Here is a 24386-nt window from a genome sequence, read left to right on the forward strand (position 1 = left end):
GCATTTCGCCGGGCCGGCGGGTCAGTCGGTGCCAGGCGACGTCGGATCCGGGCCCGGCTCCGGCAGCACCGGCCGCATGAAGGTCCGCTCGTAGCGCAGCACGCAGCCAGTCTCGTCGCGGATGCGGTCGGCGGCCACGAAGTCGGGATCCGATCCGAACCTCCCCCGGTACGTCTCGTACGCGGCCAGGCTCGGGAAGCTGAACAGCGCCATCGCCCGGTCGCTGGCGCCCTCGGCGGGCAGGAAGTAGCCGTGGTGGACACCGCCGTGGCGGGCCACCAGGTCCATCCACCGGCGGGCGAACCGCTCAAAGTCGTCGATCTTGTTCGCGTCGATGACGTACTCGACCACACACGTGATCACGGATCAGCCCGCCGTGGGGCTGGCGAACCTGCCGGCCCGGATCTCGCGCAGCGCCCGGCGCCGCACCTCCCCGGACAGGGTGTCGACGTACAACCGGCCGTCGAGATGGTCGTACTCGTGTTGCAGGGCGCGGGCCAGATAGCCGCTCGCGGAGACCGCCAACGGCTCGCCGTGCTTGTCGACGCCGCGGGCGACCGCGTGCATGGCGCGCCGGGTCGGGAAGGACAACCCCGGGACGGACAGGCAGCCCTCGTCGTCGGTCTGCGGCTCGTCGGACAGCTCCAGCGTCGGGTTGACCAGGTGACCCCGGCTGCCCTCGACGTCCCACACGAACACCCGGGCGGCCACGCCGATCTGCGGCGCCGCCACGGCGGCCCGCCCGGGGGCGCCGTCCATCGTGTCCAGCAGGTCGGTGACCAGGCCACGCAGCTCGGCGTCGAAGCTGGTGACCGGGTCACACGCGGTACGCAGAACGGGATCACCGATGATCCGGATGGGCCGCATCGTCATGACCGGAAGGCTATCGGTTCGTTACCCCTCCGGGCTACGCCGGGCCGCGACCCGCCCTCATCCGGCCCGTCGCGACCCGCCCTCGTCCGGGGCCGGCCGGCCCCGGACGAGCACCTCGATGCCGTCCAGGATGCGGGCCAGCCCGAACTCGAAGGCCCGGGCCGGATCGCCGGCCGCCCGGTACTCCTGGCCCGCCGCCGAGCCCACCCGGGCGGCCAGCGGGTAGCGCCGGGGGTCCAGGACCTTCTCCAGGTACGGGGCATGCGCGTGCCACCACTGCTCGTCGGTCAACCCGGTGCTGGCGGCGGCCTGCGCGGCCTCCACCGCGCCCCGGACCGCGCCGTGCACGTACCCGGTGACCAGGGTGACCACCGCGTCCATCTCCAGGTCGGTCAGGCCAATGCCGTCGACGGCCCGCAGCTCCCGCTCGTACTTGGCGATGGTGTTGGGGCCCAGGGGCGGCCGGCTGGCCGCGGCGACCTGGAGCAGCCACGGATGGCGCAGGTAGAGCGCCCAGTTACGCCGGGCGATGCGGTCCAGCCGGGTCCGCCAGTCCCCGGGGTCGGCCGGTTCGGTGTCGGGATCGGGATCCAGCGTCTCGGCGGAGACCGTGTCGAGCATGACGTCGAGCAGTTCGCCCTTGCCCGGCACGTACGTGTAGAGCGACATGGTGCCGACGCCCAGCTTCTCGGCGACCCGGCGCATCGACAGCGCGGCCAGTCCGTCGGCGTCGGCCACCTCGATGGCGGCCCGCACGATCCGCTCGACGCTCAGGTCCGGACGGCCTCTGCGGCTGACGCGCTCCCGGGTGCGCCACAGCAGCGCGAGGCTGCGGGCCGGATCCCCGGTGCCGGTGTACTCGGTGGTCATCGCGATCACTGTACCGTCCCTCGTACCGTATGGTGTACCGTACAGCGTACGACACATATGGAAGCGAGGCACGATGACCACACCCGACGTGATGATCGAGGCGGACGGGCTGCGGAAACGCTACGGCGACACCGCCGCCCTCGACGGGCTGGACCTGACCGTGCCGCGCGGCACGGTCTGCGGCCTACTCGGCCCCAACGGGGCCGGCAAGACCACCGCGGTCCGGATCCTGACCACCCTGCTGTCGCCGGACGCCGGCCAGGCCCGGGTGGCGGGCCTCGACGTGGTCCGCCAGGCCGACCGGGTACGCGGACGCATCGGCCTGGTCGGGCAGCACGCGGCCGTCGACGAGATCCTCACCGGCCGGCAGAACCTGGTGCTCTTCGGCCGGCTGCACCACCTCGGCGCCCGGGGCGCCCGGACCCGGGCCGGTGAACTGCTGGACCGGTTCGGCCTCACCGGGGCGGCCGACCGGCCGGTGGGCGGCTACTCCGGCGGCATGCGCCGGCGGCTCGACCTGGCGGCCAGCCTGATCACCGCGCCGGCCGTGCTGTTCCTCGACGAGCCGACCACCGGCCTGGACCCGCGAACCCGCACCGAGGTGTGGGCGGCCGTCCGCGCCCTGGTCACCGACGGCACCACCGTGCTGCTCACCACGCAGTACCTGGACGAGGCCGACCAACTGGCCGACGACATCCGGGTGGTCGACCACGGCAGGCAGATCGCGGGCGGCAGCCCCGAACAACTCAAGGACTCCCTCGGCGGCGACCGGCTGGACGTCGTCCTGCGCCGACCCGAGGACCTCGACACCGCCGCCACCATGCTCCGGCGCGCCCTCGGCCACCCGGGCGAGGTGGACCACGCGACGCTGCGGATCAGCGTGCCGGTGACCGACCGGGTCGCCGCGCTGACCGTCACCCTGCGCGGGCTGGACGACGCGGGCCTGGCGGTCGCCGACGTCGGCGTCCGCCGGCCCACCCTGGACGAGGTGTTCCTCCGGCTCACCGGCGACGCGTCCGGACATCCCGGTGACGCCCCGGGGACCGCCGGGTGGCCGCCGGGGGGCGCCGGCCCGACGGCGGCGGCTACCGGGCCGACGGCAGCGGTCGACGCGGGACCGGACGAGCGGATGGTGACGGCATGACAAGGCTGCGCTGGGCCCTCGCCGACGGGGCGACCATCACCGGGCGGGCCGTGCTGCACTGGGGCCGCCAACCAGCCCAGGTGATCATCGGACTGCTCTTCCCGGTGCTGGTCGTACTGATCTTCGGTTACCTGTTCGGTGGCGCGATCGTCGTGCCGGGTGGTGGGGACTACCGCGAGTTCCTGATCCCCGGCATGTTCGCCATGACAATGGCCTTCGGCGTCGAGGCGACGTACACGGCGGTGGCCACCGACACCGCGCGCGGCGTGACCGACCGGTTCCGCTCCATGCCGATGGCCGGCTCCGCCGTCGTCACCGGCCGGGCCGGTGCCGACCTGCTCAACTCGATCGCCGGACTGGCCGTGATGATGGCCTGTGGGCTGGCCGTCGGGTGGCGGTGGCGTGACGGGCTGGCCGCCGCCGCCCTGGCGGTCGGGCTGCTCCTGCTGCTGCGGTTCGCGCTGATCTGGCTCGGGATCTGGCTGGCCCTGGTGCTCCGGCGGCCCGAGTCGGTGGTGGCGATGCAGATCCTGATCTGGCCGATCGGCTTCGCCTCCAACGCGTTCGTGGCCCCGCAGACCATGCCGGGCTGGCTGGCCGCGATCGCCGAGTGGAACCCGCTGTCGGCCACCGCGGCCGCCGCCCGTGAACTGTTCGGCAACCCGGGCTGGGGCGGCGACAGCTTCGCCGCCCAGCACGCGATCTGGCTGGCCGCCGCCTGGCCGGTGGTGCTGATCGCCGTGTTCCTGCCCCTGTCGGTACGCCGCTACCGCCGCCTGCGCCGTTGAGGCGCACCGACGTCGGTGCGCCTCCGGTCCGGTGAGGTGGGTGAGGGGGTAGGTGAGGTCGGAGAAGATCCACCCGATGTGCGGCATCTCGCGGCATTACGACCACGCTCACCCCCCGACATGCCGCATACCGAGTCGACCATGGCCACCGCGACACCGGACCGTGCGGCTGGCTTGGTCCGGTCAGCGCGGTGCGGCGTGGCGTGTCAGCGCGGTGCGGTGCGGTCGTGTCAGCGCAGTGCAGCCGGTCAGCCCCACGCGGCGGGTCAGCGCGGGGTCAGCCGGTCAGCGCGGCACGCAGCGGACCGGCCTTCGCCGCGGCCTCGGCCACTTCGGCGGCCGGATCGCTGCCCCAGGTGATGCCGCCACCGGCCCACAGGTGCAGGTGCTCGCCGTCGGCGGCGGCCGTCCGGATGGTCAGCCCGAGATCGATCCGGTCGGCGGCCACCCAACCGGCGAGTCCCATGGCCGGGCCGCGCCCGACCGGCTCCAACCCGGCGATCTCCGCCAGCGCGGCGAGCTTCGGCGCACCGGTGACCGACCCGCCGGGACACACCGCACGCAGCAACTCCGCCAGCCCGACGCCCGGACGCAGGTCCGCCTCCACCGTCGACTCCGCCTGCCACAACCCGCACCAGCGGCGGATCGCGAACAGGTCGGTGACCCGCACCGAGCCGATCCGGGCCACCCGCGCGAGGTCGTTGCGTTCCAGGTCGACGATCATCACGTGTTCGGCACGTTCCTTCGCCGACGCGAGCAGCTCCCGCCGGCCGACCGGGGTCGCCGGTCGGGTGCCTTTGATCGGTCGGGTGACGATCCGACCGCCGACCACCTCCACCAGCGTCTCCGGGGAGGCGCACGCCACTGCCCACCCCGCACCGGCCAGCACCCCGCCGTAGCGGGCGCCCGGCAGCACCGAGAGCCGGTGCAGCGCCCGCGCGGGATCGCCGCTGTACCGGGCCCGCGCGTGACCCACCACGTTGACCTGGTACACGTCGCCACGGCCGATCGCGGCGCGGACCCGCCGCACGGCGTCGGCGTGCTCCCGGGCGGTCCAACTGTCCTGCCACGGCCCGACCGACCAGTGCCCGGCCGCCGGGACGACGGAGCGGGGGGCCTCGTCATGGCCGTACACGATCGCCACCAGGTCCGGTACGGCCGGTGCCGGCGTGGCGGGGCCTGCTGGCGCACCGGTCATCCGGGCCGCCGCGGCGGCGCCGACCAGTACCGCGGCGCCGCACACCCAAGCTGCGGGGTACGTCCCGCACAGCCGGTCCGGCGGATGGGTGCCTGACGGGTACGCGCCGCCCGCCCGGTGCGACGGGTCGGGACCGGCGGCCAGGTCGACGACCGGTAGGCCGTACCTCGCGAGGAAGTCCTCCAGCGTCTGCGCCGGGTCGCCGGCGTCACCCAGCCGCCACTCCAGCCGGCCCAACTCGACCAGTCGGTCACGGCAGCCGCCCGGGGAGCCCATGGGGGTGGGCGTCACCAACGGCACCGCCGCGACAGCGCTGCGCGACGTGTCGATCGCGGCGCGCGACACGTATGGAACCGATTCCACACCGAGTGGACCCACTTGCCTCATCCGTTGGGTGGATTCTGTGCGACTCCGACGGGTTTCTGCTCGATGGAGTTCGCTTCTGCTTGGTACCGTGCGTCACTGATCATGTGAACCATGACACAGCACCCCCACTTCCGGAGAACCCGATGTGTCAGCACCAACCCACCTGTCCCTCCGCCGAGGCTACCGACCGCGAGGCCGCCCGGGTCATCGCCTGCTTCCGTGAGCAGGGCTGGAGCCTGCTCTGCAACGGGGTGATCGTGTTCGAGGACACCGGCGAACTGCTGCCCGACGGCAGCACCGTCGCGCCCCACCGAGGGCCGGCCCGGCACGCCATGCCGGTCTGACCCGACCACCCTCCGTAACGACCGCGTCAGCCCTCGAACGCCTCCGGCGCCGGGCAGGCGCAGACCAGGTTCCGGTCGCCGTACGCGCCGTCGATGCGGCGTACCGGCGGCCAGTACTTGCCCACCCGGGACACCCCAGCCGGGTACGCCGCCAGCGACCGCGGGTAGGGACGCTCCCACTCGTCACCGGTGACCATGGCGGCGGTGTGCGGCGCGTTGCGCAGCGGATTGTCCCCCGCCGGCCACTGTCCCGCACCGACCCGGTCGATCTCCTCGCGGATGGCGATCATCGCGTCGCAGAACCGGTCCAGCTCCGCGAGATCCTCGCTCTCCGTCGGCTCCACCATCAGCGTCCCGGCCACCGGGAACGACATCGTCGGGGCGTGGAAGCCATAGTCGATCAGCCGCTTCGCCACGTCGTCGACGCTCACCCCGGTCGCCCTGGTCAACGGCCGCAGATCGAGGATGCACTCGTGGGCAACCAAGCCCTTGTTCCCCGCGTACAGCACCGGATAGTGGCCACGGAGCCGGGCCGCCACGTAGTTCGCCGCCAGCACCGCCACGCCGGTCGCCCGGGTCAGGCCGTCGGCGCCCATCATCCGCAGGTACGCCCACGGGATCGGCAGGATGCCGGCCGACCCGTGCATCGCCGCCGAGATCACCGGCCGCGCCACGTCACCGCCGCTCTGGTCACCGCTGGCCGCGGCCAGCGGGTCGCCGGGCAGGAACGGGGTGAGGTGGGCGCGCACCGCCACCGGCCCCACTCCCGGGCCGCCGCCACCGTGCGGAATGCAGAACGTCTTGTGCAGGTTCAGGTGCGACACGTCCGCGCCGAACCGGCCGGGCCGGGCGAACCCCACCAGGGCGTTGAGGTTGGCCCCGTCGACGTACACCTGGCCGCCGGCGTCGTGCACCTTGGCGCACAGGTCGGCGATACCGGTCTCGTACACCCCGTGCGTCGACGGGTAGGTGACCATGATGGCCGCCAGCGCGTCCCGATGCTTCTCGATCTTGGCATCCAGGTCCGCCAGGTCGATGTTGCCCTCGGCGTCACAGCCGACCACGACCACCCGCATTCCGGCCATCACCGCGCTGGCCGCGTTGGTGCCGTGCGCCGACGACGGGATCAGGCAGACGTCCCGGTGCGCCTCGCCCCGGCCGCGGTGCCAGCCACGGATCGCCAACAACCCGGCCAGCTCGCCCTGGGAGCCGGCGTTGGGCTGCACACTCACCGCGTCGTACCCGGTCAACTCGGCCAGCCAGGTCTCCAACTGACCGATCAGCTCGCGGTAGCCGGCGGTCTGGTCGGCCGGCGCGTACGGGTGCAGGTTGGCGAACTCGGGCCAGCTCACCGGCTCCATCTCGGTGGTGGCGTTCAGCTTCATCGTGCACGACCCGAGCGGGATCATGCCGCGGTCCAGGGCGTAGTCGGCGTCGGCCAGCCGGCGCAGGTAACGCAGCATCGCCGTCTCCGACCGGTGCGCGTGGAACACCGGATGGGTCAGGAAATCGGTGGTCCGCAGCAGGCCGTCCGGCACCCCCGGCAGCGGGCCGTAACCGGCCCAGCCGACCTCCTGCCCGCCGAGCACCTCCCGCAGCGTGTCCATCGTCGCGTCGGTCGTCGTCTCGTCGACGCTCACGCTCAACGTGTCGGCGTCCCCCAGCCGCAGCAGGATCCCCGCCTCCCGGGCCCGGTCGACGAGTTCCCCGGCCCGGCCCGGCACCCGCACCGTCACCGTGTCGAAGAAGTGCTCGTGCACCACCGGCACCCCGGCCGCGCGCAGCGACTCCGCCAACCCGTAGGCGCGGCCGTGCACCCGCCGCGCGATGCCGCGCAGCCCGTCCGGGCCGTGGTAGACCGCGTACATGCCGGCCATCACGGCCAGCAGCACCTGGGCCGTGCAGATGTTGCTTGTCGCCTTCTCCCGGCGGATGTGCTGCTCCCGGGTCTGCAACGCCAACCGGTACGCGGGCGCGCCGTCGGCGTCCCGGGACACCCCCACCAGCCGGCCCGGCAACATCCGCTCCAGCCCGCCGCGTACCGCGAGGTAGCCGGCGTGCGGACCGCCGAAGCCCATCGGTACCCCGAACCGCTGGGTGGTGCCGGCGGCGATGTCGGCGCCGATCTCGCCGGGCGGGCGCAGCAGGGCCAGCGCCAGCAGGTCGGCGGCGACGGTGACCAACGCGCCGGCCGCGTGTGCCGCCTCGACCAGCGGGGCGTGGTCCCGCACCGCCCCCGAGGCGCCCGGGTACTGCAGGTGCAGCCCGAAGAACTCGGCCGGCAGTTCCTCGGTGGCCAGGTCGAGCACCCGCACCTCGATGCCGAGCGGTTCGGCGCGGGTGCCGATGACGGCGATGGTCTGCGGCAGCGCGTCGGCGTCGACGACGTACACGTTGCTCGTGGTCTTGGCGGCGCGGCGGGCGAGAGTCATCGCCTCGGCCGCGGCGGTGCCCTCGTCGAGCATGGAGGCGTTCGCGGTGGTCAGGCCGGTGAGGTCGGTGACCATGGTCTGGAAGTTGAGCAGCGCCTCCAGCCGGCCCTGGCTGATCTCCGGCTGGTACGGGGTGTACGCCGTGTACCAGGCCGGGTTCTCCAGCACATTGCGGCGGATCACCGCGGGGGTGTGGGTGCCGTGGTAGCCCAGGCCGATCATGGGGACGGCCACCCGGTTGCGGCCGGCCAGGGCGCGCAGCTCGGCGATCGCCTGCTCCTCGGTGGCCGCCGGGGGCAGGTCGAGGGTGCCGTGCCAGCGGATCACCTCGGGGATCGCGGCGTCCATCAGCTCGTCGACGGAGCCGAAACCCACGGTCTCCAGCATCCGGCGTTCGGCGGCGGCGTCCGGACCGACGTGCCGGTCAACGAACTGCGGAACGGTCATCGCGTACTCCCGGGAGGTCGACGGATCGGCCTCCCCCTCTGTCACGCCACGACGCGCGCTTCAGAGTGCCGTTGCCCACGTGGTCCTTCTGCCTGAGAGGTTCCGGGGAGGAGTTGCCCCTTCGGCGCCGCCCGGCGTGCCGGGCGATCTCTCCCACGTGGGTGGTATGACGCGCTCCACGCTACCAGCGCGCCGATCGTGCGCGAACGTCGTCCCGCGCCGACCCGCCCGTCCCGGTCGATCATCAAGTCACCGGCCGTTCGGGAGATCGACATGCCGAGTACGTTCATGATCGAAGCGACGGCGGGGGGTCAGGCCGGGGCCGGGGCGGGGGTCGCTCGGCGGACCAGGTCGGGCAGGGCCTGGCCGAGTGGCGCGCCGACGGTGAAGGTGGCGTGGTCGTCGCCGCGGGTCGGCCCCTGATTGATGATCGCCACCGGGATGCCGAGCTTGGCGGCCCGGACCACGAACCGCCGCCCCGACATCACGGTAAGCGACGAGCCGAGAACCAGGACCAGCCGGGCCCGCTCCACCAGGTCGAAGCAGTGCCGCACCCGGGGCGCGGGCACCGTCTCCCCGAAGAAGACCACGTCCGGCTTCACCAGACCGCCGCAGTCGCGGCAATCCACCGGGCGGAACCGGTCGATCTCGACGTCCGGCAGGTCCACGTCACCGTCCGGGTTGACCGCGGTGACCGCCGCCGTGAAGCGCGGGTTGGCGGCCCGGAGCCGGGCGTCCAGTTCCTGCCGGGCGGTCACGTCGCCACAGGCCAGGCAGATCACCCGGTCGAGGCTGCCGTGCAGTTCGACGACCGAGTGGGCCCCGGCGGCCTGGTGCAGCCCGTCCACGTTCTGCGTGATGATCCCGGCGAGCCGGCCGGAGCGTTGCAACTGCGCCACCGCCCGGTGGCCGTCGTTCGGGGCCGCCCGGGCGATCATGCGCCACCCGAGGTGGCTGCGGGCCCAGTAGCGGCGCCGGGCGACGGGGTCCCCGGTGAACGTCTGGTACGTCATCGGGCTGTGCCGGCGCGCGGCACCGCTCGGACCCCGGTAGTCCGGTATGCCCGATTCGGTGGACAGTCCCGCGCCGCTGAGCACCACGACATCGCCACCGGCCACCAGCTCCGCCAGCGCGTCGAGGCGCGCCCCCGCCAGTTCCGTCACGCGTCCATGCTGCCTCAGCGAGGGCCCCGACGGCGAGCGGCCACCGGCGCCGGTGAGCGGGGACGTCGCCATCGGTGGCGCGGACCGGCATCGGTCCACTGATCGCCGCCGAAATGCCGAAGCGTGGCCGGCAGTGCCTCACCGACAGCCGGATAGTGCTCCGGCCGGACGGCGAACTTGCGGTGATCGGCGCCGAGATCCTTGGACGAAGCCGCTGATCTGGTCGATGCGGTCGACATTGGAGACGATGTGCCCGAGCGCGGTGACGAGCCGGTCCCGCTGGCCCGCCATGGTGGTCGGGACCATCTCGCGCACGTCGGGATGGGTGAGGAACAGGGTCGAGTAGAAGTAGAGCGGAACCTGGTCACCGTGTGAGGTCACCAGGTTCCAGCTCTGCTTGAGCCGAGTGGCATCCACGCTCAGGCGCCCACCGGATCGCCGTCGGAGACAACCTGGCCGCGCACCTGACCGAGAATGGCCTGTACGTCGTCGATGACGTCGGCCGGCACGTCGAGCTTGCGCAGCGTGCGGACCAGGTATTCGCCGACGAGTTCGTAGTGGGCACCGGGGATGTTCAGCGGCTTGTGCGCCTCGTCCAGCGGTCGGCCGGTGTAGGCGTTGGGTCCGCCCAGGACCAGGGTCAGCATCAGCACCATGTGCCGGCGCTGCTCCGGCATGTTGACGTCGACGAAGTACGGCGCCAGCTGCGGGTCGTCGAGCACCTGCTCGTAGAACAGGTCGACGGCGGCCTTGACGGCGGGCGTGCCGCCGATCCGCTCGAAATGCGTCGGGCCGGCGGCGGCCGGCGCGGCATTGTCGATCGGAGCAGTCGCGTCGCTCATGAGGGGAGTTCCTTCCGACGGGTTTCAGGGGGAATGGCGGAGGGGGGGACACCGCCACGACATAACCGTGCTGTCGGGTATCGGACCTTATTGGGGCTGGCCAGGTGCCGCCGCATCATGCTCGCACTCGCGCATGTCGACGCTGATAGCCCGATTTTTTTAACGACCGACATCGCTGCAAGTCACGGCATCTTCGCGCAGGTGGCATGTGAACCAGCACACGGTTTCCGTCCGGGTGGCGCGGTCCCGCTGACGGGACCGGCGGGCCTACCGACGGAGCGGCGGGGGTGGCGGAGCTGGCGGAGTCGGCCGGGCATCCACAGTGGCCGGGTGAGCGTTCAGTCAGTCGGGCGCAGCCCGGCGGCGAGCACCTCGGCCAGTGCCCGGGCCCGATCCGCCAACTGCGCGGTTGGCGTCGGCCGCTCGGCGAAGCTGCTCAACACCGCGTGGTGCAGGCAGGCGCCGAGCAACAGCGAGGCCGCCGCGTCCGCGTCGGCGTCCGGACGCACCCGGCCACCCCGCTGCTCGGCCCGCAGTTGTTAACCCCCCACTACGAGGACCTGCGGACCATGGAAGCCCCTGCTACGCGACGCCGACGACCTGGACTGGACCGTCGCGACCACCGATGCTGACCAACGGCTCGGCCACCGGCCGCTACCGCACCGCTATGGAGGCATCGGTCCGCGGCCGCGGCCGGATCACCCGGGAAGATCTCGCCGTCGCGATGCTGGCCCTGCTCGAACAGCCGGACACCATCCGGCACGCGGTCGGCGTCGCCGGTTAGCCGACGCTCCGGCGGGCGGTGCCGACCCGCTCAGCCCGCCCGTCGACGGGCCCGTGCGGTGCCGACCCGCTCAGCCCGCCCGTCGACGGGCCCGTCGCGCCGCCAACTCGTCGCCCACCTCGGCGTCGTCGTCCACCGCAGGCGTGCTGGGAACCGCCTCACCGGCCGGCTCCGCCGGCAGGTGCGACAGCGAGCCCTGGATTTCCTTGAACGCGCCGCCGATCGCGATGCCGAACACGCCCTGGCCGCCCTGCAACAGGTCGACCACCTCCTCGGGCGAACGACACTCGTACACGGTGGTGCCGTCGGAGATGAGGGTGATGCCCGCCAGATCCTCCACACCGTGGGACCGCAACGTCTCGATCGCCCGACGGATGTTCTGCAGCGAGACGCCGGCGTCCAGTAGCCGCTTGACCACCTTGAGCACGACCAGGTCGCGGAACGAGTAGAGCCGCTGGGTGCCCGACCCCGACGCGTCCCGCACACTCGGCACCACCAGAGCGGTGCGTGCCCAGTAGTCGAGCTGGCGGTAACTGATCCCCACTCCGTGGCAGGCTGTCACGCCTCGATAGCCCACCGGCCCGTCGTGCGCCGCCGTGCCGTCCGGTCCCTCCACGCCGCCCTCGCCGCGTGCTGCGCCAACCGGATCGGGATCCTGTGGCTCATGCATCCGGACAACCTCCCCGCGCTGCGGTGCCATCCCCGGTAACGGGGACGAGTCACCCCTCGACGAAGGCAACCCTATAGCGCTCTCGGCGTGGAACCCCGCACGAAAGGGCGCGACACGCCGCCAGACGCGAGTACACCGCGCGAGCCGGACTCGCCAGCGCGCCGGATCAGCCGGCGAAGTCCTCCGGGCGGACCTGCTCCAGGAACTCCCGGAACTTCTCCACCTCGTCCTCCTGCTCATCGGGAATGACGATGCCGGCTTCCGCGAGCACCTCGTCGGCACAGCGGATCGGCGCCCCGACGCGCAACGCCAACGCGATCGAGTCACTCGGCCGGGCCGAGACCCGCAGGTCGTCACCGATCAGCAGGTCGGCGTAGAAGATGTTCTCCTTCAGCTCGGTGATCTCCACCGCGCGCAGCGGCGCCTTCACCGCCGCCAGGATGTCCCGCAGCAGGTCGTGGGTCAGCGGCCGGGCCGGCTTGACCCCCTGCTGCTCGTAGGCGATCGCGGTGGCCTCCACCGCGCCGATCCAGATCGGCAGGTACCGGTCCCCATCGACCTCCCTGAGCAGGACGATCGGCTGGTTCGTGGGCAGCTCCACCCGAACCCCGACCACGCTCAGCTCACGCACCGCCGCCTCCGTGTCGTCGTCTGTCGCCGTCCCGTCCCCGCGTGGCGGAACCCCCACCTACCGGCCGGGTCCGCCCATCCCTGCACGGTACACGGGCCACAGCAGGACCGCCGCCGGCACGTTGCCCGGTCCACCGTGCTCGAACGGCTTACCCCCGGAAGCCTACGGCACGCCCCCGACCGAAGATCTTTGACTCGATCACCGGGGCGGCGCCGCGACATCCGGGACGGCGACGACGCACCGCGTCGACGTACCGGCCCGACGCCACGACCTCACCAGTCGACGGCACCGCCGGCCGGGTGAACCAGGCGCTGCCGCACCGCACCACCCGGGTCAGGCCCGTGACGGGCAGGACCGGGCTTCCCACCCCGGCGGTTACGGCGCCCGGTGGCCTCCGGACCCGGTCAACGCCCCAGCGCCGTACGCAGCCCGACCCGGACCAGCGCCGCGTGCAACTGCTGCGACAACGCGCCCAACTCCCGCGCCGTCTCCGCGGCCCGGGCCCGCGCCGCCGGATCACTCTGCCGGGCCAGCGGCGCCACCAGCTGCGCGAACAACCCCACCTCCCGGTCCGCCGACGTCCGGTAGGCCCGCAGGTGACGCGGCTCCAGCCCGTACTCCGCCAACCCGGCCACCGCCCGGGCGATGATCAGGGCGTCCGAGTCGTACCACCCCGGCGGTGTGGACACGACGATGCCGAGCCGCTCCAACTCGGTGAACGTCGCGGCATCCAGGCCGCTGCGGGTGAGCAGGTCCGTCCGGTCCAGCCGGACCTCGGCACCGTCCAGCGCACCCTCGACGGACTGACCCGGCACCTCGCCGGAGGGCCCCACCGCCACCAACGCCGGCCGCGGCCGGGTCACCTCGTCGCCGGCGTCCCGGGCGGCCAACTGCTCCCGGATCACCCGCAGCGGAAGGTACTGGTCCCGCTGCGCGGTGAGGACGAACCGCAGCCGGTCCACATCGTCCCAGCTGTACTTGCGGTACCCGGACGGCGTCCGCCGCGGCTCCACCAGACCCTCCGCCTCCAGGAACCGCAACTTGGAGATCGTCGTGTCCGGAAACTCGACCCGCAGCTGAGCCAGCACCTCACCGATGCTCATCAGTGGGTGGGCGCGACCGTCCGAGCGCGGGACACGACCGTCGGGGGACGCGGCCGCAGCACGGTCGCTCACCCCCGGAAGGCCTCCTCCTCCGGACGCGGCCCCGCGATGAAGACCAGCCGGAACTTGCCGATCTGCACCTCGTCCCCGTTGCTCAGGGTGGCGGCCTCCACCCGCTCCCGGTTGACGTAGGTGCCGTTCAGGCTGCCCACGTCCCGCACGGTGAAGGTGCCGCCGTCCCGGTGGAACTCGGCGTGCCGCCGTGACACGGTCACGTCGTCGAGGAAGATGTCACTGTCCGGGTGCCGGCCGCTCGTGGTCACATCGTGGTCCAGGAGGAACCGTGCACCGGCATTCGGGCCACGCCGCACGACGAGCAGTGCCATCCCCGGGGGCAGCGAACCGGACATCCGGCTCGGCACGACGTCGGCGTCGGGCCCCTCCAGCACTTCGTCAAGTGAACCGAGATTGAGCGTCGACGTGACGTCGAGTGGGGGGAACTCGTCGTCTGGGCGCGTCATTGGACCACCTCACGGATCTGTTTCGGTCGGCGTCGGGTAATGGCGGGTGTGGCCGCCGGGCTATCACCGGCCCGGCGGCTGGCTCCCCGTGCCCGGAAAGGCATTTCCGCAACGCGCAACTATTGGGTCTTCGGTCGACTGGGCGAGCCTAGCCAGCGCCGAAATGCAGGGCAACCGGACGCGCGGACGCGACCTTGCGGCCGCGGCCGGCATCAGCTTTCGGTGAGTTCCCGGTACGCCGTCGGGCTGAGCAACCCGTCCAGCGTCGCCGGATCAGAAACCTCGATTTCGATCAGCCAACCCGCCCCGTACGGATCGGTGTTGATCGTCTCCGGCGCGTCGGCCAACTGGTCGTTGCGCCGCACCACCGTGCCGGACAGCGGCGCGTAGATCTCGGACACGCTCTTGGTCGACTCCACCTCGCCCAACGACTGGCCGGCTTCGACCGACGCTCCCTCGTCGGGCAGCTGAACGTAGACGATGTCACCCAACGCGTCCTGGGCGAAGTGGGTGATGCCCACCCGCACCGGGCCGCTGCCATCTCCGCCGACCCACTCGTGCTCGGCGGTGTACCGCAGGTCCTCAGGAATCACCAGACGTGTCCTTCGTCGTCGTACTGATTCGGTGCCGGATGGACCGGACCGACGCGCGCCCGGTCAGGAAACCGGGCGCGCGTACTTCAGATCGGGCGCGTTGCTCCGAGCCTCGATGTCGATCACCTCGCGCTCGTTGACGATCACGTTACCGCCGTCGCCCTTCACCCTCGCGACCACCCCGCCGGCAATGTTCAACGCCGTCCGCATCGTCTCCGGATCACCGATCACCGAAATCGTGTAGGGGCCCGACAACCGGCGCCCGCTCACGTCCACGCCCCCGTCGGAGTCCACGAAGTAGGTCGACGCGATGATGCGTACCGCCGGCCCGTCGCCGCCGGTGATCTCCATCGCCTCGGCACCCGCGCCGCGCAGCTCCTGCACCGCGTCGAGCAGGGCGGACGCCTCGATCGGTTCGTCTCCCGGGACGAACCGCACACTGAGCCCCGGGCCGCGGGCAGGCAACGTCCCGGCCAGCAGACCCAGCTCGTCGGCCCGCTGGGTCGCCTCCTCGAGCGCGGCCTGGCGGCCCTCCGCGCCGGACGTCAGCTGTCGCTGACTGTCCTCCAGCTCGGTGACGTCCTGTTGCAGCCGCTGCTGCTGGGCCTCCAGGTCCGACAGGATCCGCACCAGGTCCTCCTGCCGGGTGGCGCCGAGCGCCGGATCGGTGGAGTTGTTCTTGAGCTGCACCACCAGGGTGAACCCGAGCAGCGCCAGCAGGACGACGATCATCACGCCGGCGGCGCTGGGCCGGTGCGGTCCGGCGCGATCCCGGCCGCTGCCGGGCGCGTCACCGGCCGGCGGACCGCCCGTGGCGTCCGCGGGCCAGTCCCGCACACTCTGGTCCCGAGCCGGAAGCGCGCCGGCCGTCGGCGGGCCCAGCCGCACCGTCTCCTCGTCGTGGGGGCCGGACACGTCGGTGTCCGACCGGTCCAGCCGTACGGTCGCCTCGTCCTGCGGCGGAACCACCTCCGCCGACCCGGCGGGACCTGGCCCGGCGTCGTCCGCCGCGCCACCACCGGCCGGCTCGGGCTCGGCCGGCGGCCGGTCAACGGCCGGCTCGGCGGCGCGGTCCGGTCCCGGCGGAACGCCGTCAGCCGGCGGCGCGTCCGGCCGGGGGTCCGGCGGGACGGCGGGCGACGGCGGCTCGTCCGGCTGTGGCCAGCCGGTGCCGGTGTCCTCATGCTGCGTGCTCATCGCCGTCCAACCTACGCCCGGAACAGGTGCCGGCGGATCGCCGCCACGTTTCCGAAGATCCGCACCCCCAGCACGACCACCACGCCGGTCGACAACTGCCCGCCCACGCCCAACTGGTCGCCCAGATAGACGATCACCCCGGCGACCAGCACGTTCGAGATGAACGAGATGACGAACTGCTTGTCGTCGAAGATGCGGTCCAGCTTCGCCCGGACACCACCGAAGACGGCGTCCAGCGCCGCGACCACGGCGATCGGCAGGTACGGCTGCAGCGCCGCCGGCACTGTGGGGTCGAGCACGACGCCGAGCAGCACGCCGGCGATCAGCGCCAGGACAGCGATCATCGGCCGCCTCCGGAAGGGGTGGATGTGGGGCTGTGGGTGGACGAACTCCCGACCCCCGCGGTCGGGGACGGTGCGGGAGGCAGTTCGGCGTGGCGCAGGCGCGGCTGACTGGCCGCCGGAAGGACCAGGTTGTCGGCTCGCTTCGTCCCGAACGCCGCACCGTACCGGTCGGCGACGGCCCGCATGGTGGCCGCCGCCCCGCTGCCGGAGAAGCGGTCCAGCATCCGGTCCGGCCCGATCGCCGAGACCTCGTACGGGCTGGTCACCGGCCGGAAGTCGACAAGGATGGCATCGCCGGCGAGACGGATCGTGGAGGTCGCCGTCAGCCGTTGCCCGTTGATCGAGACGGCCTCCGCCCCGGATGCCCAGAGGGCGTTGGCGATGTTCTGCAGATCGGTGTCGAGGATCTTGCCCAGGTTCGGCCCGCGCTCCCCCGTCACCGCGTCCTCCTCGTCCGGGGCGTCCGCGACCCGGACCACCACCCCGTCACCGCGGACCCGACCGAGTCCGGTGACCGCCTCCAGGTCGCGCAGCCGGGCGGCCTCGGTGTCGCCGAGCGCGGCGGCCCGCTGCCGGGTCACCTCGAGCCGCAGGGCATCGGCCCGCTCGGCCAACCGGTCGTTCTCCTGCTCGCGCTCGGTGATCTGCTGAACCAGCCCGGCGCGCGCCTTGCTGCGGCTCGGCTCGTCGGCCATCGTCTGGCGGTAGGCGACCGCGAACAGGAATCCGACCACCACCAGCACGACCAGGCTGATCGTGCGGGCGGTCGGACCGGACCCGCTCCGGCCACCGTCGGCCCGTCGCCGGGCCGCGTCGGCGTACCCGGGTTCGAGCGGATTGCGGAACAGTTCGGTGAGGAAGTCGGGGGTGTACACCCGCGCCCGTCCCAGGTCGGACGGTTGCCGTCGGCGCTCGGTCATCCGACCTCCCGCGGTCGGGCGGTCCGGGCGAGCCGGATCAGTCCGACCGCCTCCACCAGATAGAGCACCCCGGCGGCCCAGTAGAGCACCAGCCCCCACCAGGCCAGCGCCCAGCCGATCGGCGACGCCACCGCGGCGGTGCCGGGCGCGGCGGCCGCGAGCAGCAACACCGGGAAGGCGGCGAGCAACGTGAAGGTGGCGGTCTTCCCGAGGTACGTCACCGGCGGCGGGCCGTAGCCGTAACCCCGCAGCACCAGCAGCCGCACGCCGAGCAGCACCTCACGGGCGAGCAGGGCCACGGTGAACTGCCACGGAACCACCTCGCGCAGCGTGAATCCCAGCAGGGTGGCCAGGATGTAGAGCCGGTCGGCCAGCGGATCGAGCAGCTCGCCGAGCCGGCTCACCTGGCCCATCCGGCGGGCGATCCAACCGTCCACCCAGTCGGTGCTGCCGCCGATGGCGAGTACCACCACGGCGGCGATGTCGGCCCGGCGCCCCAGCAGCAGGTAGAGGAAGAAGGGTACGCCGGCCAACCGGGCGAAGCTGATCAGGTTGGGGATGGTGAGGACGCCTCCCCGCCCCGGGCGGACGGTGGCGTCGGCGGGTGGCTGGGGCGCCGAGGCCCGCGCCGGCCGACGTGACACCGGACCTCCCTCCACGGCACGTTCGTCCAGGGTGTACCCGGCGGCGGTGGGACCGCGCGTCCCCGGTCTCCCGGCGTGGCACACGACGGCAGCCGGTTGGTTGCGGGAACCTCCGCGGTCGGGCTGCCAGATGCGAACTATAGCGGGCCTTAGTCGATCTTGACGATTCGCGACGCGCCACGCCGCGACGCCCTCTCAGGCCTCTCACCGGCGGTGATGCCGCGTGGTCGCGGTTGGCGGGTGAGGCGCGCCACTCCGCGTACAGCATCCTAGGAGGCTGTGCTGTAACGACGACGGGCGCGCGGGCCGGAGGGGTCAGCGTCGACAGACGACTACGCGGTCCGGGCGCGCTGCTCCGGAACTTCCGCGGAGTTCGCCGCCTCGCCGAAGGCGACAAGTGCCGACAGCAGTTCTTCACGGGCGCGGACGGGCATCCGGACCAGCACCGTCTCCAGCGCCGCTCGGCGCTGGTCCCGCAACTCGTCAAGCAGCGTGCGGGCCGCGCCGGTCAACCGCAGCTGGACCTCGCGGCGGTCCCGCTGGTCGACCACCCGGCACACCAACCCGATGGCCTCCAGTCGGTCACACAACCGGCTGGCCGACGACGGCACGACGTGCAGCAGTTCGGCGAGCGTGTTCACGTTTGTGACCGGCCGACTGTTGATCAGGGAGAGCACCCGAAGCTGGGTCGGTGACACCGGGGACGGATGCCTGGTCCGCGCCGCTTCGAGCACGCCGACGAGGGTTTCGGCTGCCGCCTCGACCGACTCGGCGAGGGTCGGAGGTCGATCCATCCGGCTGTCCTCTGAGTTGTTGTTCATGGTGCCGTCAGCGCGACTCGGCACGGCCGCCGTCACCGGTTCGACCGCACCGCTGGGGTAACCGGCCGTCGGGGACGAACATCGACGACACGGTCGTGTACGCCGACATCATCGCGATAGTCCCACAATTCTCGCATCACCGTACCAACCGCCTCGACCGCGACCTCGCGGCCCGAGCCGGGCCGCCTGTCCGTACAGGTGTCGGATCCCGGACCGGTGGCGCGACGGTGGTCGCGCTCCGCACCGGGCAGGCACCACCACGGCGGGGCTCGACTGCCGGGCGCGACCCCGAGCCCTGCGGGTGGGCGGTGACCGTACCGGTCTGGTCGATCATGCCCTCCCACCCGTTCATTGCCGTTGGGCAAAGAGCATACGGCGCGGACCAGCCCGCGGCAGCCCGGTCGGTGGCCGACGAGCCTCGTTTCCGGTATCGCCGCAGGCCACAGCCCGCGATAGGGATAGTGGAAAGGTGGACGGACACAGGCACGCCGCGGTGGTGGTCGGGGTGGACGGATCGCCGGACTCCCGTCGGGCGATCGAACTCGCCGCCGCCGAGGCGCGGCGCCGGCGACGGCCGCTGCGGGTCGTGCACGCGTTCGTCTGGCCCACCATGCACGTCGACGTGCGGCCACCACCCGCCGGGCCGGAGGAAGGCGGGCTGCGGCATCAGGCCGAGCGGATCGTCGCGGACGCCCTGGCCGAGGCCCGCCGGGCTGCCCCGGACGTACCGGTGGACGGGGAGATCGTGGACGGTCAGCCGGCGGCGGTGCTCATCAAGGAGAGTTGCGACGCCTGTCTCGTGGTGATCGGCGACCGCGGCCTCGGCGGGTTCGCCAGCCTGCTGCTCGGGTCGATCGCGCTGCAGACCGCCTCGTACGCCGCCTCGCCGGTGCTGGTGGCCCGGGGCACCGAGCACCCCGGACCGGTGGTGGTCGGGGTCGACGGCTCGGAAACCTCGCAGCGAGCGCTGGCCGTCGCCGTGGAGGAGGCCGCGGTGCGCGGCGCCGAGCTGCGGGCCGTGCACGCCTTCCGGCATCCCCGGTCCACCGGTCCCGGCGACATGATGCCGCTGGTCTACGACACCGAGTCATTGCGCGCCGAGGAGGACCGCCGGGTCGCCGAGGCGGTGGCGCCGTGGCAGGACCGCTATCCGGACGTACCGATGATCCGGCGAGTGGCGCACGGCAGGGCCGCACCCACGCTGATCGAGGAATCCGCCCGCGCCCAACTGCTGGTCATCGGCGCCCGTGGCCGGGGCGGCCTGGCCGGGCTCATCCTCGGCTCGGTGTCCCAGGCCGTGCTCCATCACGCCGAGTGCCCCACGGTCATCGCGCCGATGGCGCATGACGGCCCTCCGCACGGGTAGTCCGCCCTGACCCCGGGGCGCACGTCGAGCGTGAGGGAGGCACCGACATGCCCGGACCACGGCCAGGGAGCAAGAAGTACGACACTCAACGGTCACGGCTGCGCAAAGGGTTGGAAAACTCCGGCCAGGCCGTCGACAAGGACGCCGACGAGGTGGCCAACCGGGTCCTGCAGGACGCCCGGGGGCAGCGCGGATTCGTCCGGGGTGAGCGCGGACTCGGTCCCCAGGGCGAACGCGGACCCGGCGAGCGGAAGTCGTGATGACCACGACGCTCGCCCGCGGCGTACCCGCTTCCGGCCTGCGCCGGGCGATGGCCGGCCCGCTGCTGCGTGGCGGATGGGCATCGGCGGGCGGCGGTTGGCTGGCGGGACGGCGCGCCGCGGACACCGGGCATCGGCTGCTGGCCGGCGTGCTGGCCGGGCTCGCCGGTAGCGCGGCGCTGAACGTCGTGACGTACCTGGACATGGCCCTGCGAGGGCGACCGTCGAGCGGGACTCCGGACGAGACGGTACGGCGGCTGGCCGGCGCCACCCACCTGTGGCTCGGGCCCGAGGACCGGGCGGCGAACCGCCGCGCGGGCCTCGGGCCGATCCTGGGTCATCTCTCCGGCGTGGCGACCGCGGTGGGCTACGCCGTGTTGGTTCGGCGCCGGATGCCGCTGCCGGTGGCCGCGACACTGCTGGGCGCGGGAGCGCTTGTCGGCGCCGACACGCCGATGACGGTGCTCCGGGTGACCGACCCGCGGAGCTGGAGCGTCACCGACTGGCTCTCAGACGTCGTGCCCCATCTGGCCTACGGCCTGGTGGCCGCGACCACTCTGGAGCGGGTGTGACGGGTCCTGGAGCCGGTGTGGTCAGCGGCGACGGGTCACCGGCCGTCCGTTCGGGCCGTGCGGGGAGACCTGCTCCCGGGGTACGGGTCGGCCGCCGCCTCCGCGCTGGCCGGGACGATCACCCGGAGCTGGTTCCCGGCTGTCCTGAACCGTCGGGTTCAGGCCATTACGTCGCATCTCGGGCTGCTGCACATTGGGCATGGCGGAACTCCTTCCGTCCTCGCCCCCGGTTACCCGCCGCCCCGAGCCGGCATTCGTTCGACCAGGGTTGGCTCGCCCGCGGCCGCCGGACCGTCGCACCGGCCGGTCCGCGCACCCGGAATCAGGGATGGAGCGATCATGACAGTCGACAAGCGGACGATCGTGACGAACCTGCTCGACCGGCACGGTCGCACGTATGCCGAGGAGGCCGGCATCCAGCTGGCGGATCGGCCCGGGCCCCTCTACCAGCTGCTGGTGCTGGCCACGCTGCTGAGCACCCGGATCCGGGCCGGGGTGGGTGTCGCCGCCGCGCGGGAGTTGTTCGCCGCCGGCTGCCGCACCCCCGCCGCGATGCTCAAGGCGACCTGGCAGGACCGGGTGGACGCGCTGGGACGTGGCCACTACCGGCGGTACGACGAGCGCACCGCCACCATGCTTGGCGACGGTGCCCGGCTCTGCGCCGACCGCTGGCACGGGGACCTGCGCCGGTTGCACCGGGAGACCGGCGCGAACCCGGCGGCGGTACGCCGGGAGCTGACCGCGTTCCCCGGTATCGGGCCCACCGGGGCGGACATCTTCCTCCGCGAGGTGCAGGGCGTCTGGTCCGATGTCCGGCCGTTTCTCGATCGCCGCGCCGTGTCCGGCGCCAAACGCCTGCGGCTGCCCACCGACCCGAACGCGCTGGCTGCCCTGGTGCGGCCGGTCGACGTGCCCCGGTTGGCCGCCGCGCTGATCCGGTCGTCGCTGGCCGGCGAGGACGCCGCGACGTTGGGCAGGGAACGGTCCCTTGCCGATGCCGGACGGTGACCAGGCGTCAGCTCACCGGTTTGTTGGTGGTGGGTCTGGTCAGGTTCCAGACGATCAACCCGGCCAGGCCGCCGATGACGAGCAGGGCATTTGTCACCTGGTGCGATCCGTCCTCCTGCCCGCTGCCGAGGTAGATCACCGCGAGCCCGGCCAGGATCGACAAAACCGCGCGAAATCCCTTATTATTCACGTTTGGCAAACTAGATGACAGGTGGCACCGAGCGCAGCGGAACGTGAAACCGCCACCCGGTGCCCCGTTCTCGCCGACCGAGCGCGAAGGTCCCGCTGCCCGGGGATGAGCGGTGGGGCGGCCGCGGTCCCGGTCCCGGCGAACGGCCTCGGGCGCTCCGGAGGGGTCCTACCGTTGGGCCATGGAGGACCCGGCGGACATGGGTGACCCGGCGGCGGTGTGGCGGGACAGCTACCACCGCTGGCGCATCGAGGCGTACCGGGCACCGGACCTGCGGTTCGCCATCTACGCCACGAACGGCACGACCGAGTCGGCACCGTTGTGGCTGCTCGGGCTGCCCGCGTTGGCCCGCTGGCTGATGTACCAGAAGATCGAGCTGGACAGCCTGCAGCCGGACTGATGCCGGGCCGCGCCGACGCTCGCGATCTAGGGCAGATGGTCGTGATCGGACATCAAACAGCTACCATCTGCCCTAGATCGAGCGGGAAGGGGCGAGCACCCGTGTCCCGTCCGGGTGTCGCCGGGTCACCCCACGCCCGTCGAGCAGTTCCAGCAGCGGTACGGCGACCCGCCGGGTGGTGCCCAGCGCCTGCCGGGCGGCGCTGAGCGTGAAGGGTTGCGGCAGACCGGCGAGCACCCGGACGGCCCGCTCCGGCGCGTCCGGCAGCAGCAGGACCGCGTCGGCGAGCCGGAGCACCGCCCCGGCGCGCACCGCGGCTCCGATCTCCCGCGGTCCGAACCCCAACTCGGTGAGGCGGGCCGCCTCCGGCGCGCGGAACGGATGGTCGGCCAGGTCGGCGGTCAACCGACGCACCGCCCCGGCCAACGGCGTCGGCAGGCCGGATCGGTCCCCCGCCGGCACCACCCGGCCCTCGACCAGCCGCAGCGCCGGTCCCTCCGACGCCCCGACCCGCGCGTCCACCACCGGCGGCTCGGCCACCAGCGCCTCGACCAGTGCCCGGTCCGGCAGGCCGAGCCGTCGACGCAGGGTCTCCACCGGTACGCCGAGATCAAGGGGCCGCGCCGCGAGATGCCGCCGGGTCTCCTCGACCAGTCGGGAACGCAGCGCGGACCAGTGGTCCGGGTCGGCGTACCAGGTGCCGGCGACCGGCGCCCCGGACGCCGGAATCCCCATCCGGTCCAGGTCGGTGCGCTCGACCAGCCCGCGGCGGCGCAACTCCGAGGCCAGGTCGGGCCGTCCGTCGAGCCCGGCCAGCACCGCCGCTCGGGCGACCGCCGCGCCACGGCGGGTGAGCGCCGGCGGCGCCACGTCCAGCACGGTCACCCCGCCGGCCACGAACCGCCGACCCGGATCGCGCAGCAGCGCCCGGTCACCGACCCGCAATGGCAGTGGCCGGGCCAGCCGCAGCCGGGCGGTGTCCGGGCCGAGCGGGCGGACCCGCACCGGCACGCCGGCCGACCCGACGTGCAGGGTCAGTTCGGCGGGCAGCGTGCCGGCCGGTTCGCCGGTGATCCGGACGTCCAGCACGTCGGCCGGGGCGAACCGCCCGGGGGTGAGCAGGGCGTCGCCGCGGCGTACCTCGTCTCGGCGTATCCCCCGCAGGTTGACCGCGACCCGGGCGACCGCCGCGACCTCGTCCACCGCGGCGCCGAGGCACTGGAGCCCGCGCACCCGCACCCGCCGGCCCGCGAACTCCAACTCGTCGCCGACCCGCAACCGGCCCGCGCCGAGCGTCCCGGTGACCACGGTGCCGCTCCCCCGGATGCTGAACGACCGGTCCACCCACAGCCGCACCGGCGCCGCCGGATCCGGGATCGGCAGGCCGGCGACCAGCCGGTCCAGGGCGGCCCGCAGGTCCGGCAGGCCGGCGCCGGTCAGCCCGCTGACCGCGACCGCCTCGACCGCGCCGAGCGAACTCGCGCCGATCTCCTCCCGGGCCAGCTCGGTGGCGGCCGCCGGATCGGCGAGGTCGGTGCGGGTGACGACGAGCAGTCCGTGACGGACGCCGAGGGCGTCCAGCGCGGCGAGGTGCTCCGCCGACTGCGGCATCCACCCCTCGTCGGCGGCCACCACGAGCAGCGCGGCCGGCACCGGCCCGACACCGGCCAGCATGTTGGGCACGAACCGCTCGTGCCCGGGTACGTCGACGAAGGCGAGCGTCCGCCCGGACGGCAGCGTCGTCCAGGCGAAGCCGAGGTCGATGGTCATGCCCCGGCGGCGTTCCTCGGCCCAGCGGTCCGGTTCCATCCTGGTCAGCGCCCGGACCAGCGTGGACTTGCCGTGGTCGACGTGCCCGGCGGTGGCGACGACGTGCATCAGCCGGTTCCCACGGC

30 protein-coding genes and 1 riboswitch are annotated in these 24386 nt (G+C 72.9%); of the genes, 9 read left to right on the plus strand and 21 right to left on the minus strand.

The window, feature by feature from the left end; translation table 11 throughout:
- Window positions 1-21: 21 nt before the first annotated feature.
- Genes ACFQUZ_RS09865 through ACFQUZ_RS09875 form a run of 3 tightly spaced genes read right to left on the minus strand, consistent with a single transcriptional unit; the run spans window position 22 to window position 1743 of the window.
- Complete coding sequence (locus tag ACFQUZ_RS09865; RefSeq protein WP_377440436.1) at window positions 22-363, minus strand: NIPSNAP family protein; 342 nt, start codon at window positions 361-363, stop codon at window positions 22-24.
- Between the two features lie 3 nt (window positions 364-366).
- Window positions 367-873, minus strand: coding sequence for a peptide deformylase (locus ACFQUZ_RS09870; RefSeq protein ID WP_377440439.1), 507 nt, complete (start codon window positions 871-873; stop codon window positions 367-369).
- A 57-nt stretch (window positions 874-930) separates the two neighbouring features.
- The gene (locus tag ACFQUZ_RS09875) at window positions 931-1743 is read right to left on the minus strand and encodes a TetR/AcrR family transcriptional regulator (protein ID WP_377440442.1); all 813 of its coding nucleotides are present in this window, start codon (window positions 1741-1743) and stop codon (window positions 931-933) included.
- Between the two features lie 73 nt (window positions 1744-1816).
- Here ACFQUZ_RS09875 and ACFQUZ_RS09880 point away from each other — a divergent pair, with 73 nt between their 5' ends.
- Window positions 1817-2887, plus strand: a complete 1071-nt coding sequence (locus ACFQUZ_RS09880; RefSeq protein WP_377440445.1) for an ATP-binding cassette domain-containing protein — start codon at window positions 1817-1819, stop codon at window positions 2885-2887.
- Window positions 2884-3675, plus strand: a complete 792-nt coding sequence (locus ACFQUZ_RS09885; protein WP_377440448.1) for an ABC transporter permease — start codon at window positions 2884-2886, stop codon at window positions 3673-3675. Before ACFQUZ_RS09880 ends, ACFQUZ_RS09885 begins: the two co-directional genes overlap by 4 nt.
- 277 nt (window positions 3676-3952) lie before the next feature.
- Here the strand turns inward: ACFQUZ_RS09885 and ACFQUZ_RS09890 are convergent, their stop codons facing one another.
- The gene (locus ACFQUZ_RS09890) at window positions 3953-5260 is read right to left on the minus strand and encodes a chorismate-binding protein (RefSeq protein ID WP_377440451.1); all 1308 of its coding nucleotides are present in this window, start codon (window positions 5258-5260) and stop codon (window positions 3953-3955) included.
- Between the two features lie 122 nt (window positions 5261-5382).
- Between ACFQUZ_RS09890 and ACFQUZ_RS09895 the strand changes: the two genes are divergently transcribed.
- Complete coding sequence (locus ACFQUZ_RS09895; RefSeq protein ID WP_377440453.1) at window positions 5383-5583, plus strand: DUF5999 family protein; 201 nt, start codon at window positions 5383-5385, stop codon at window positions 5581-5583.
- Between the two features lie 26 nt (window positions 5584-5609).
- Here the strand turns inward: ACFQUZ_RS09895 and gcvP are convergent, their stop codons facing one another.
- The 5 genes from gcvP to ACFQUZ_RS09920 all read right to left on the minus strand — a co-directional run bounded on the left by gcvP (window position 5610) and on the right by ACFQUZ_RS09920 (window position 10976).
- Window positions 5610-8462 carry an aminomethyl-transferring glycine dehydrogenase gene (gcvP, locus tag ACFQUZ_RS09900; protein ID WP_377440710.1) on the minus strand — a complete coding sequence of 951 codons (2853 nt, stop codon included), beginning with the start codon at window positions 8460-8462 and terminating at the stop codon, window positions 5610-5612.
- 70 nt (window positions 8463-8532) lie between these two features.
- Window positions 8533-8628, minus strand: a riboswitch (glycine riboswitch).
- 145 nt (window positions 8629-8773) lie between these two features.
- Window positions 8774-9625, minus strand: a complete 852-nt coding sequence (locus ACFQUZ_RS09905) for an NAD-dependent protein deacetylase (protein ID WP_377440455.1) — start codon at window positions 9623-9625, stop codon at window positions 8774-8776.
- Between the two features lie 138 nt (window positions 9626-9763).
- Entirely contained in the window at window positions 9764-10042 is a 279-nt protein-coding gene (locus ACFQUZ_RS09910; RefSeq protein WP_377440457.1) for a hypothetical protein, read from the minus strand.
- Window positions 10043-10044: 2 nt separating this feature from the next.
- Window positions 10045-10467 carry a group 1 truncated hemoglobin gene (locus ACFQUZ_RS09915; protein ID WP_377440459.1) on the minus strand — a complete coding sequence of 141 codons (423 nt, stop codon included), beginning with the start codon at window positions 10465-10467 and terminating at the stop codon, window positions 10045-10047.
- A gap of 338 nt (window positions 10468-10805) precedes the next feature.
- Entirely contained in the window at window positions 10806-10976 is a 171-nt protein-coding gene (locus ACFQUZ_RS09920; protein WP_377440460.1) for a hypothetical protein, read from the minus strand.
- A gap of 116 nt (window positions 10977-11092) precedes the next feature.
- Here ACFQUZ_RS09920 and ACFQUZ_RS09925 point away from each other — a divergent pair, with 116 nt between their 5' ends.
- The gene (locus ACFQUZ_RS09925) at window positions 11093-11251 is read left to right on the plus strand and encodes a hypothetical protein (protein ID WP_377440462.1); all 159 of its coding nucleotides are present in this window, start codon (window positions 11093-11095) and stop codon (window positions 11249-11251) included.
- Between the two features lie 70 nt (window positions 11252-11321).
- Here the strand turns inward: ACFQUZ_RS09925 and ACFQUZ_RS09930 are convergent, their stop codons facing one another.
- The 10 genes from ACFQUZ_RS09930 to ACFQUZ_RS09975 form a co-directional block, all read right to left on the minus strand.
- Entirely contained in the window at window positions 11322-11921 is a 600-nt protein-coding gene (locus ACFQUZ_RS09930; RefSeq protein ID WP_377440464.1) for a MerR family transcriptional regulator, read from the minus strand.
- Between the two features lie 166 nt (window positions 11922-12087).
- Window positions 12088-12552, minus strand: coding sequence for a bifunctional nuclease family protein (locus ACFQUZ_RS09935; RefSeq protein WP_377440466.1), 465 nt, complete (start codon window positions 12550-12552; stop codon window positions 12088-12090).
- A gap of 404 nt (window positions 12553-12956) precedes the next feature.
- Window positions 12957-13727 carry a MerR family transcriptional regulator gene (locus tag ACFQUZ_RS09940; protein WP_377440468.1) on the minus strand — a complete coding sequence of 257 codons (771 nt, stop codon included), beginning with the start codon at window positions 13725-13727 and terminating at the stop codon, window positions 12957-12959.
- A complete protein-coding gene (locus ACFQUZ_RS09945) occupies window positions 13724-14176 on the minus strand; it encodes an FHA domain-containing protein (protein WP_377440470.1) in 453 nt (150 codons plus the stop codon). The genes ACFQUZ_RS09940 and ACFQUZ_RS09945 overlap by 4 nt, the downstream gene beginning before the upstream one ends.
- 212 nt (window positions 14177-14388) lie before the next feature.
- Window positions 14389-14769 carry a glycine cleavage system protein GcvH gene (gene gcvH, locus ACFQUZ_RS09950; RefSeq protein WP_377440472.1) on the minus strand — a complete coding sequence of 127 codons (381 nt, stop codon included), beginning with the start codon at window positions 14767-14769 and terminating at the stop codon, window positions 14389-14391.
- Window positions 14770-14832: 63 nt separating this feature from the next.
- Complete coding sequence (locus ACFQUZ_RS09955) at window positions 14833-15966, minus strand: DUF881 domain-containing protein (protein ID WP_377440474.1); 1134 nt, start codon at window positions 15964-15966, stop codon at window positions 14833-14835.
- Between the two features lie 11 nt (window positions 15967-15977).
- Window positions 15978-16310, minus strand: a complete 333-nt coding sequence (locus ACFQUZ_RS09960; protein ID WP_377440476.1) for a small basic family protein — start codon at window positions 16308-16310, stop codon at window positions 15978-15980.
- Window positions 16307-17230, minus strand: a complete 924-nt coding sequence (locus tag ACFQUZ_RS09965; protein WP_377440478.1) for a DUF881 domain-containing protein — start codon at window positions 17228-17230, stop codon at window positions 16307-16309. Before ACFQUZ_RS09965 ends, ACFQUZ_RS09960 begins: the two co-directional genes overlap by 4 nt.
- Window positions 17227-17874, minus strand: a complete 648-nt coding sequence (locus tag ACFQUZ_RS09970; RefSeq protein ID WP_377440480.1) for a CDP-alcohol phosphatidyltransferase family protein — start codon at window positions 17872-17874, stop codon at window positions 17227-17229. Before ACFQUZ_RS09970 ends, ACFQUZ_RS09965 begins: the two co-directional genes overlap by 4 nt.
- Before the next feature lie 332 nt (window positions 17875-18206).
- A complete protein-coding gene (locus ACFQUZ_RS09975) occupies window positions 18207-18668 on the minus strand; it encodes a MarR family winged helix-turn-helix transcriptional regulator (RefSeq protein WP_377440482.1) in 462 nt (153 codons plus the stop codon).
- Window positions 18669-19164: 496 nt separating this feature from the next.
- Between ACFQUZ_RS09975 and ACFQUZ_RS09980 the strand changes: the two genes are divergently transcribed.
- The 4 genes from ACFQUZ_RS09980 (at window position 19165) to ACFQUZ_RS09995 (ending at window position 21901) form a co-directional block, all read left to right on the plus strand.
- Window positions 19165-20061 carry a universal stress protein gene (locus tag ACFQUZ_RS09980; RefSeq protein WP_377440484.1) on the plus strand — a complete coding sequence of 299 codons (897 nt, stop codon included), beginning with the start codon at window positions 19165-19167 and terminating at the stop codon, window positions 20059-20061.
- A 47-nt stretch (window positions 20062-20108) separates the two neighbouring features.
- Window positions 20109-20321, plus strand: coding sequence for a phosphatidylethanolamine-binding protein (locus ACFQUZ_RS09985; RefSeq protein ID WP_377440486.1), 213 nt, complete (start codon window positions 20109-20111; stop codon window positions 20319-20321).
- Window positions 20322-20458: 137 nt separating this feature from the next.
- Entirely contained in the window at window positions 20459-20893 is a 435-nt protein-coding gene (locus ACFQUZ_RS09990; RefSeq protein WP_377440712.1) for a hypothetical protein, read from the plus strand.
- Window positions 20894-21232: 339 nt separating this feature from the next.
- Complete coding sequence (locus ACFQUZ_RS09995; protein WP_377440488.1) at window positions 21233-21901, plus strand: hypothetical protein; 669 nt, start codon at window positions 21233-21235, stop codon at window positions 21899-21901.
- A 7-nt stretch (window positions 21902-21908) separates the two neighbouring features.
- Here ACFQUZ_RS09995 and ACFQUZ_RS10000 read toward each other — a convergent pair whose 3' ends face one another.
- Window positions 21909-22064, minus strand: a complete 156-nt coding sequence (locus tag ACFQUZ_RS10000; protein WP_377440490.1) for a hypothetical protein — start codon at window positions 22062-22064, stop codon at window positions 21909-21911.
- Between the two features lie 208 nt (window positions 22065-22272).
- Between ACFQUZ_RS10000 and ACFQUZ_RS10005 the strand changes: the two genes are divergently transcribed.
- The gene (locus ACFQUZ_RS10005) at window positions 22273-22491 is read left to right on the plus strand and encodes a hypothetical protein (protein ID WP_377440492.1); all 219 of its coding nucleotides are present in this window, start codon (window positions 22273-22275) and stop codon (window positions 22489-22491) included.
- Window positions 22492-22563: 72 nt separating this feature from the next.
- Here ACFQUZ_RS10005 and selB read toward each other — a convergent pair whose 3' ends face one another.
- Entirely contained in the window at window positions 22564-24369 is a 1806-nt protein-coding gene (gene selB / locus ACFQUZ_RS10010; protein WP_377440493.1) for a selenocysteine-specific translation elongation factor, read from the minus strand.
- Between the last annotated feature and the right edge of the window lie 17 nt (window positions 24370-24386).

Origin of the sequence: Plantactinospora sp. GCM10030261 (assembly GCF_042666615.1) — a bacterium.
Taxonomy (GTDB): Bacteria; Actinomycetota; Actinomycetes; order Mycobacteriales; family Micromonosporaceae; genus KBS50.

Excerpts from the sequence above, each read along its gene's own strand:
- ACFQUZ_RS09870 (WP_377440439.1), bottom strand. The coding sequence starts at position 873 with ATGACGATGCGGCCCATCCGGATCATCGGTGATCCCGTTCTGCGTACC.
- ACFQUZ_RS09875 (WP_377440442.1), bottom strand. The coding sequence starts at position 1,743 with ATGACCACCGAGTACACCGGCACCGGGGATCCGGCCCGCAGCCTCGCG.
- ACFQUZ_RS09880 (WP_377440445.1), top strand. The coding sequence starts at position 1,817 with ATGACCACACCCGACGTGATGATCGAGGCGGACGGGCTGCGGAAACGC.
- ACFQUZ_RS09885 (WP_377440448.1), top strand. The coding sequence starts at position 2,884 with ATGACAAGGCTGCGCTGGGCCCTCGCCGACGGGGCGACCATCACCGGG.
- ACFQUZ_RS09890 (WP_377440451.1), bottom strand. The coding sequence starts at position 5,260 with ATGAGGCAAGTGGGTCCACTCGGTGTGGAATCGGTTCCATACGTGTCG.
- ACFQUZ_RS09895 (WP_377440453.1), top strand. The coding sequence starts at position 5,383 with ATGTGTCAGCACCAACCCACCTGTCCCTCCGCCGAGGCTACCGACCGC.
- gcvP (WP_377440710.1), bottom strand. The coding sequence starts at position 8,462 with ATGACCGTTCCGCAGTTCGTTGACCGGCACGTCGGTCCGGACGCCGCC.
- ACFQUZ_RS09915 (WP_377440459.1), bottom strand. The coding sequence starts at position 10,467 with ATGAGCGACGCGACTGCTCCGATCGACAATGCCGCGCCGGCCGCCGCC.
- ACFQUZ_RS09925 (WP_377440462.1), top strand. The coding sequence starts at position 11,093 with ATGCTGACCAACGGCTCGGCCACCGGCCGCTACCGCACCGCTATGGAG.
- ACFQUZ_RS09930 (WP_377440464.1), bottom strand. The coding sequence starts at position 11,921 with ATGCATGAGCCACAGGATCCCGATCCGGTTGGCGCAGCACGCGGCGAG.
- ACFQUZ_RS09945 (WP_377440470.1), bottom strand. The coding sequence starts at position 14,176 with ATGACGCGCCCAGACGACGAGTTCCCCCCACTCGACGTCACGTCGACG.
- ACFQUZ_RS09955 (WP_377440474.1), bottom strand. The coding sequence starts at position 15,966 with ATGAGCACGCAGCATGAGGACACCGGCACCGGCTGGCCACAGCCGGAC.
- ACFQUZ_RS09960 (WP_377440476.1), bottom strand. The coding sequence starts at position 16,310 with ATGATCGCTGTCCTGGCGCTGATCGCCGGCGTGCTGCTCGGCGTCGTG.
- ACFQUZ_RS09965 (WP_377440478.1), bottom strand. The coding sequence starts at position 17,230 with ATGACCGAGCGCCGACGGCAACCGTCCGACCTGGGACGGGCGCGGGTG.
- ACFQUZ_RS09975 (WP_377440482.1), bottom strand. The coding sequence starts at position 18,668 with ATGGATCGACCTCCGACCCTCGCCGAGTCGGTCGAGGCGGCAGCCGAA.
- ACFQUZ_RS09985 (WP_377440486.1), top strand. The coding sequence starts at position 20,109 with ATGCCCGGACCACGGCCAGGGAGCAAGAAGTACGACACTCAACGGTCA.
- ACFQUZ_RS09995 (WP_377440488.1), top strand. The coding sequence starts at position 21,233 with ATGACAGTCGACAAGCGGACGATCGTGACGAACCTGCTCGACCGGCAC.
- ACFQUZ_RS10005 (WP_377440492.1), top strand. The coding sequence starts at position 22,273 with ATGGAGGACCCGGCGGACATGGGTGACCCGGCGGCGGTGTGGCGGGAC.
- selB (WP_377440493.1), bottom strand. The coding sequence starts at position 24,369 with ATGCACGTCGTCGCCACCGCCGGGCACGTCGACCACGGCAAGTCCACG.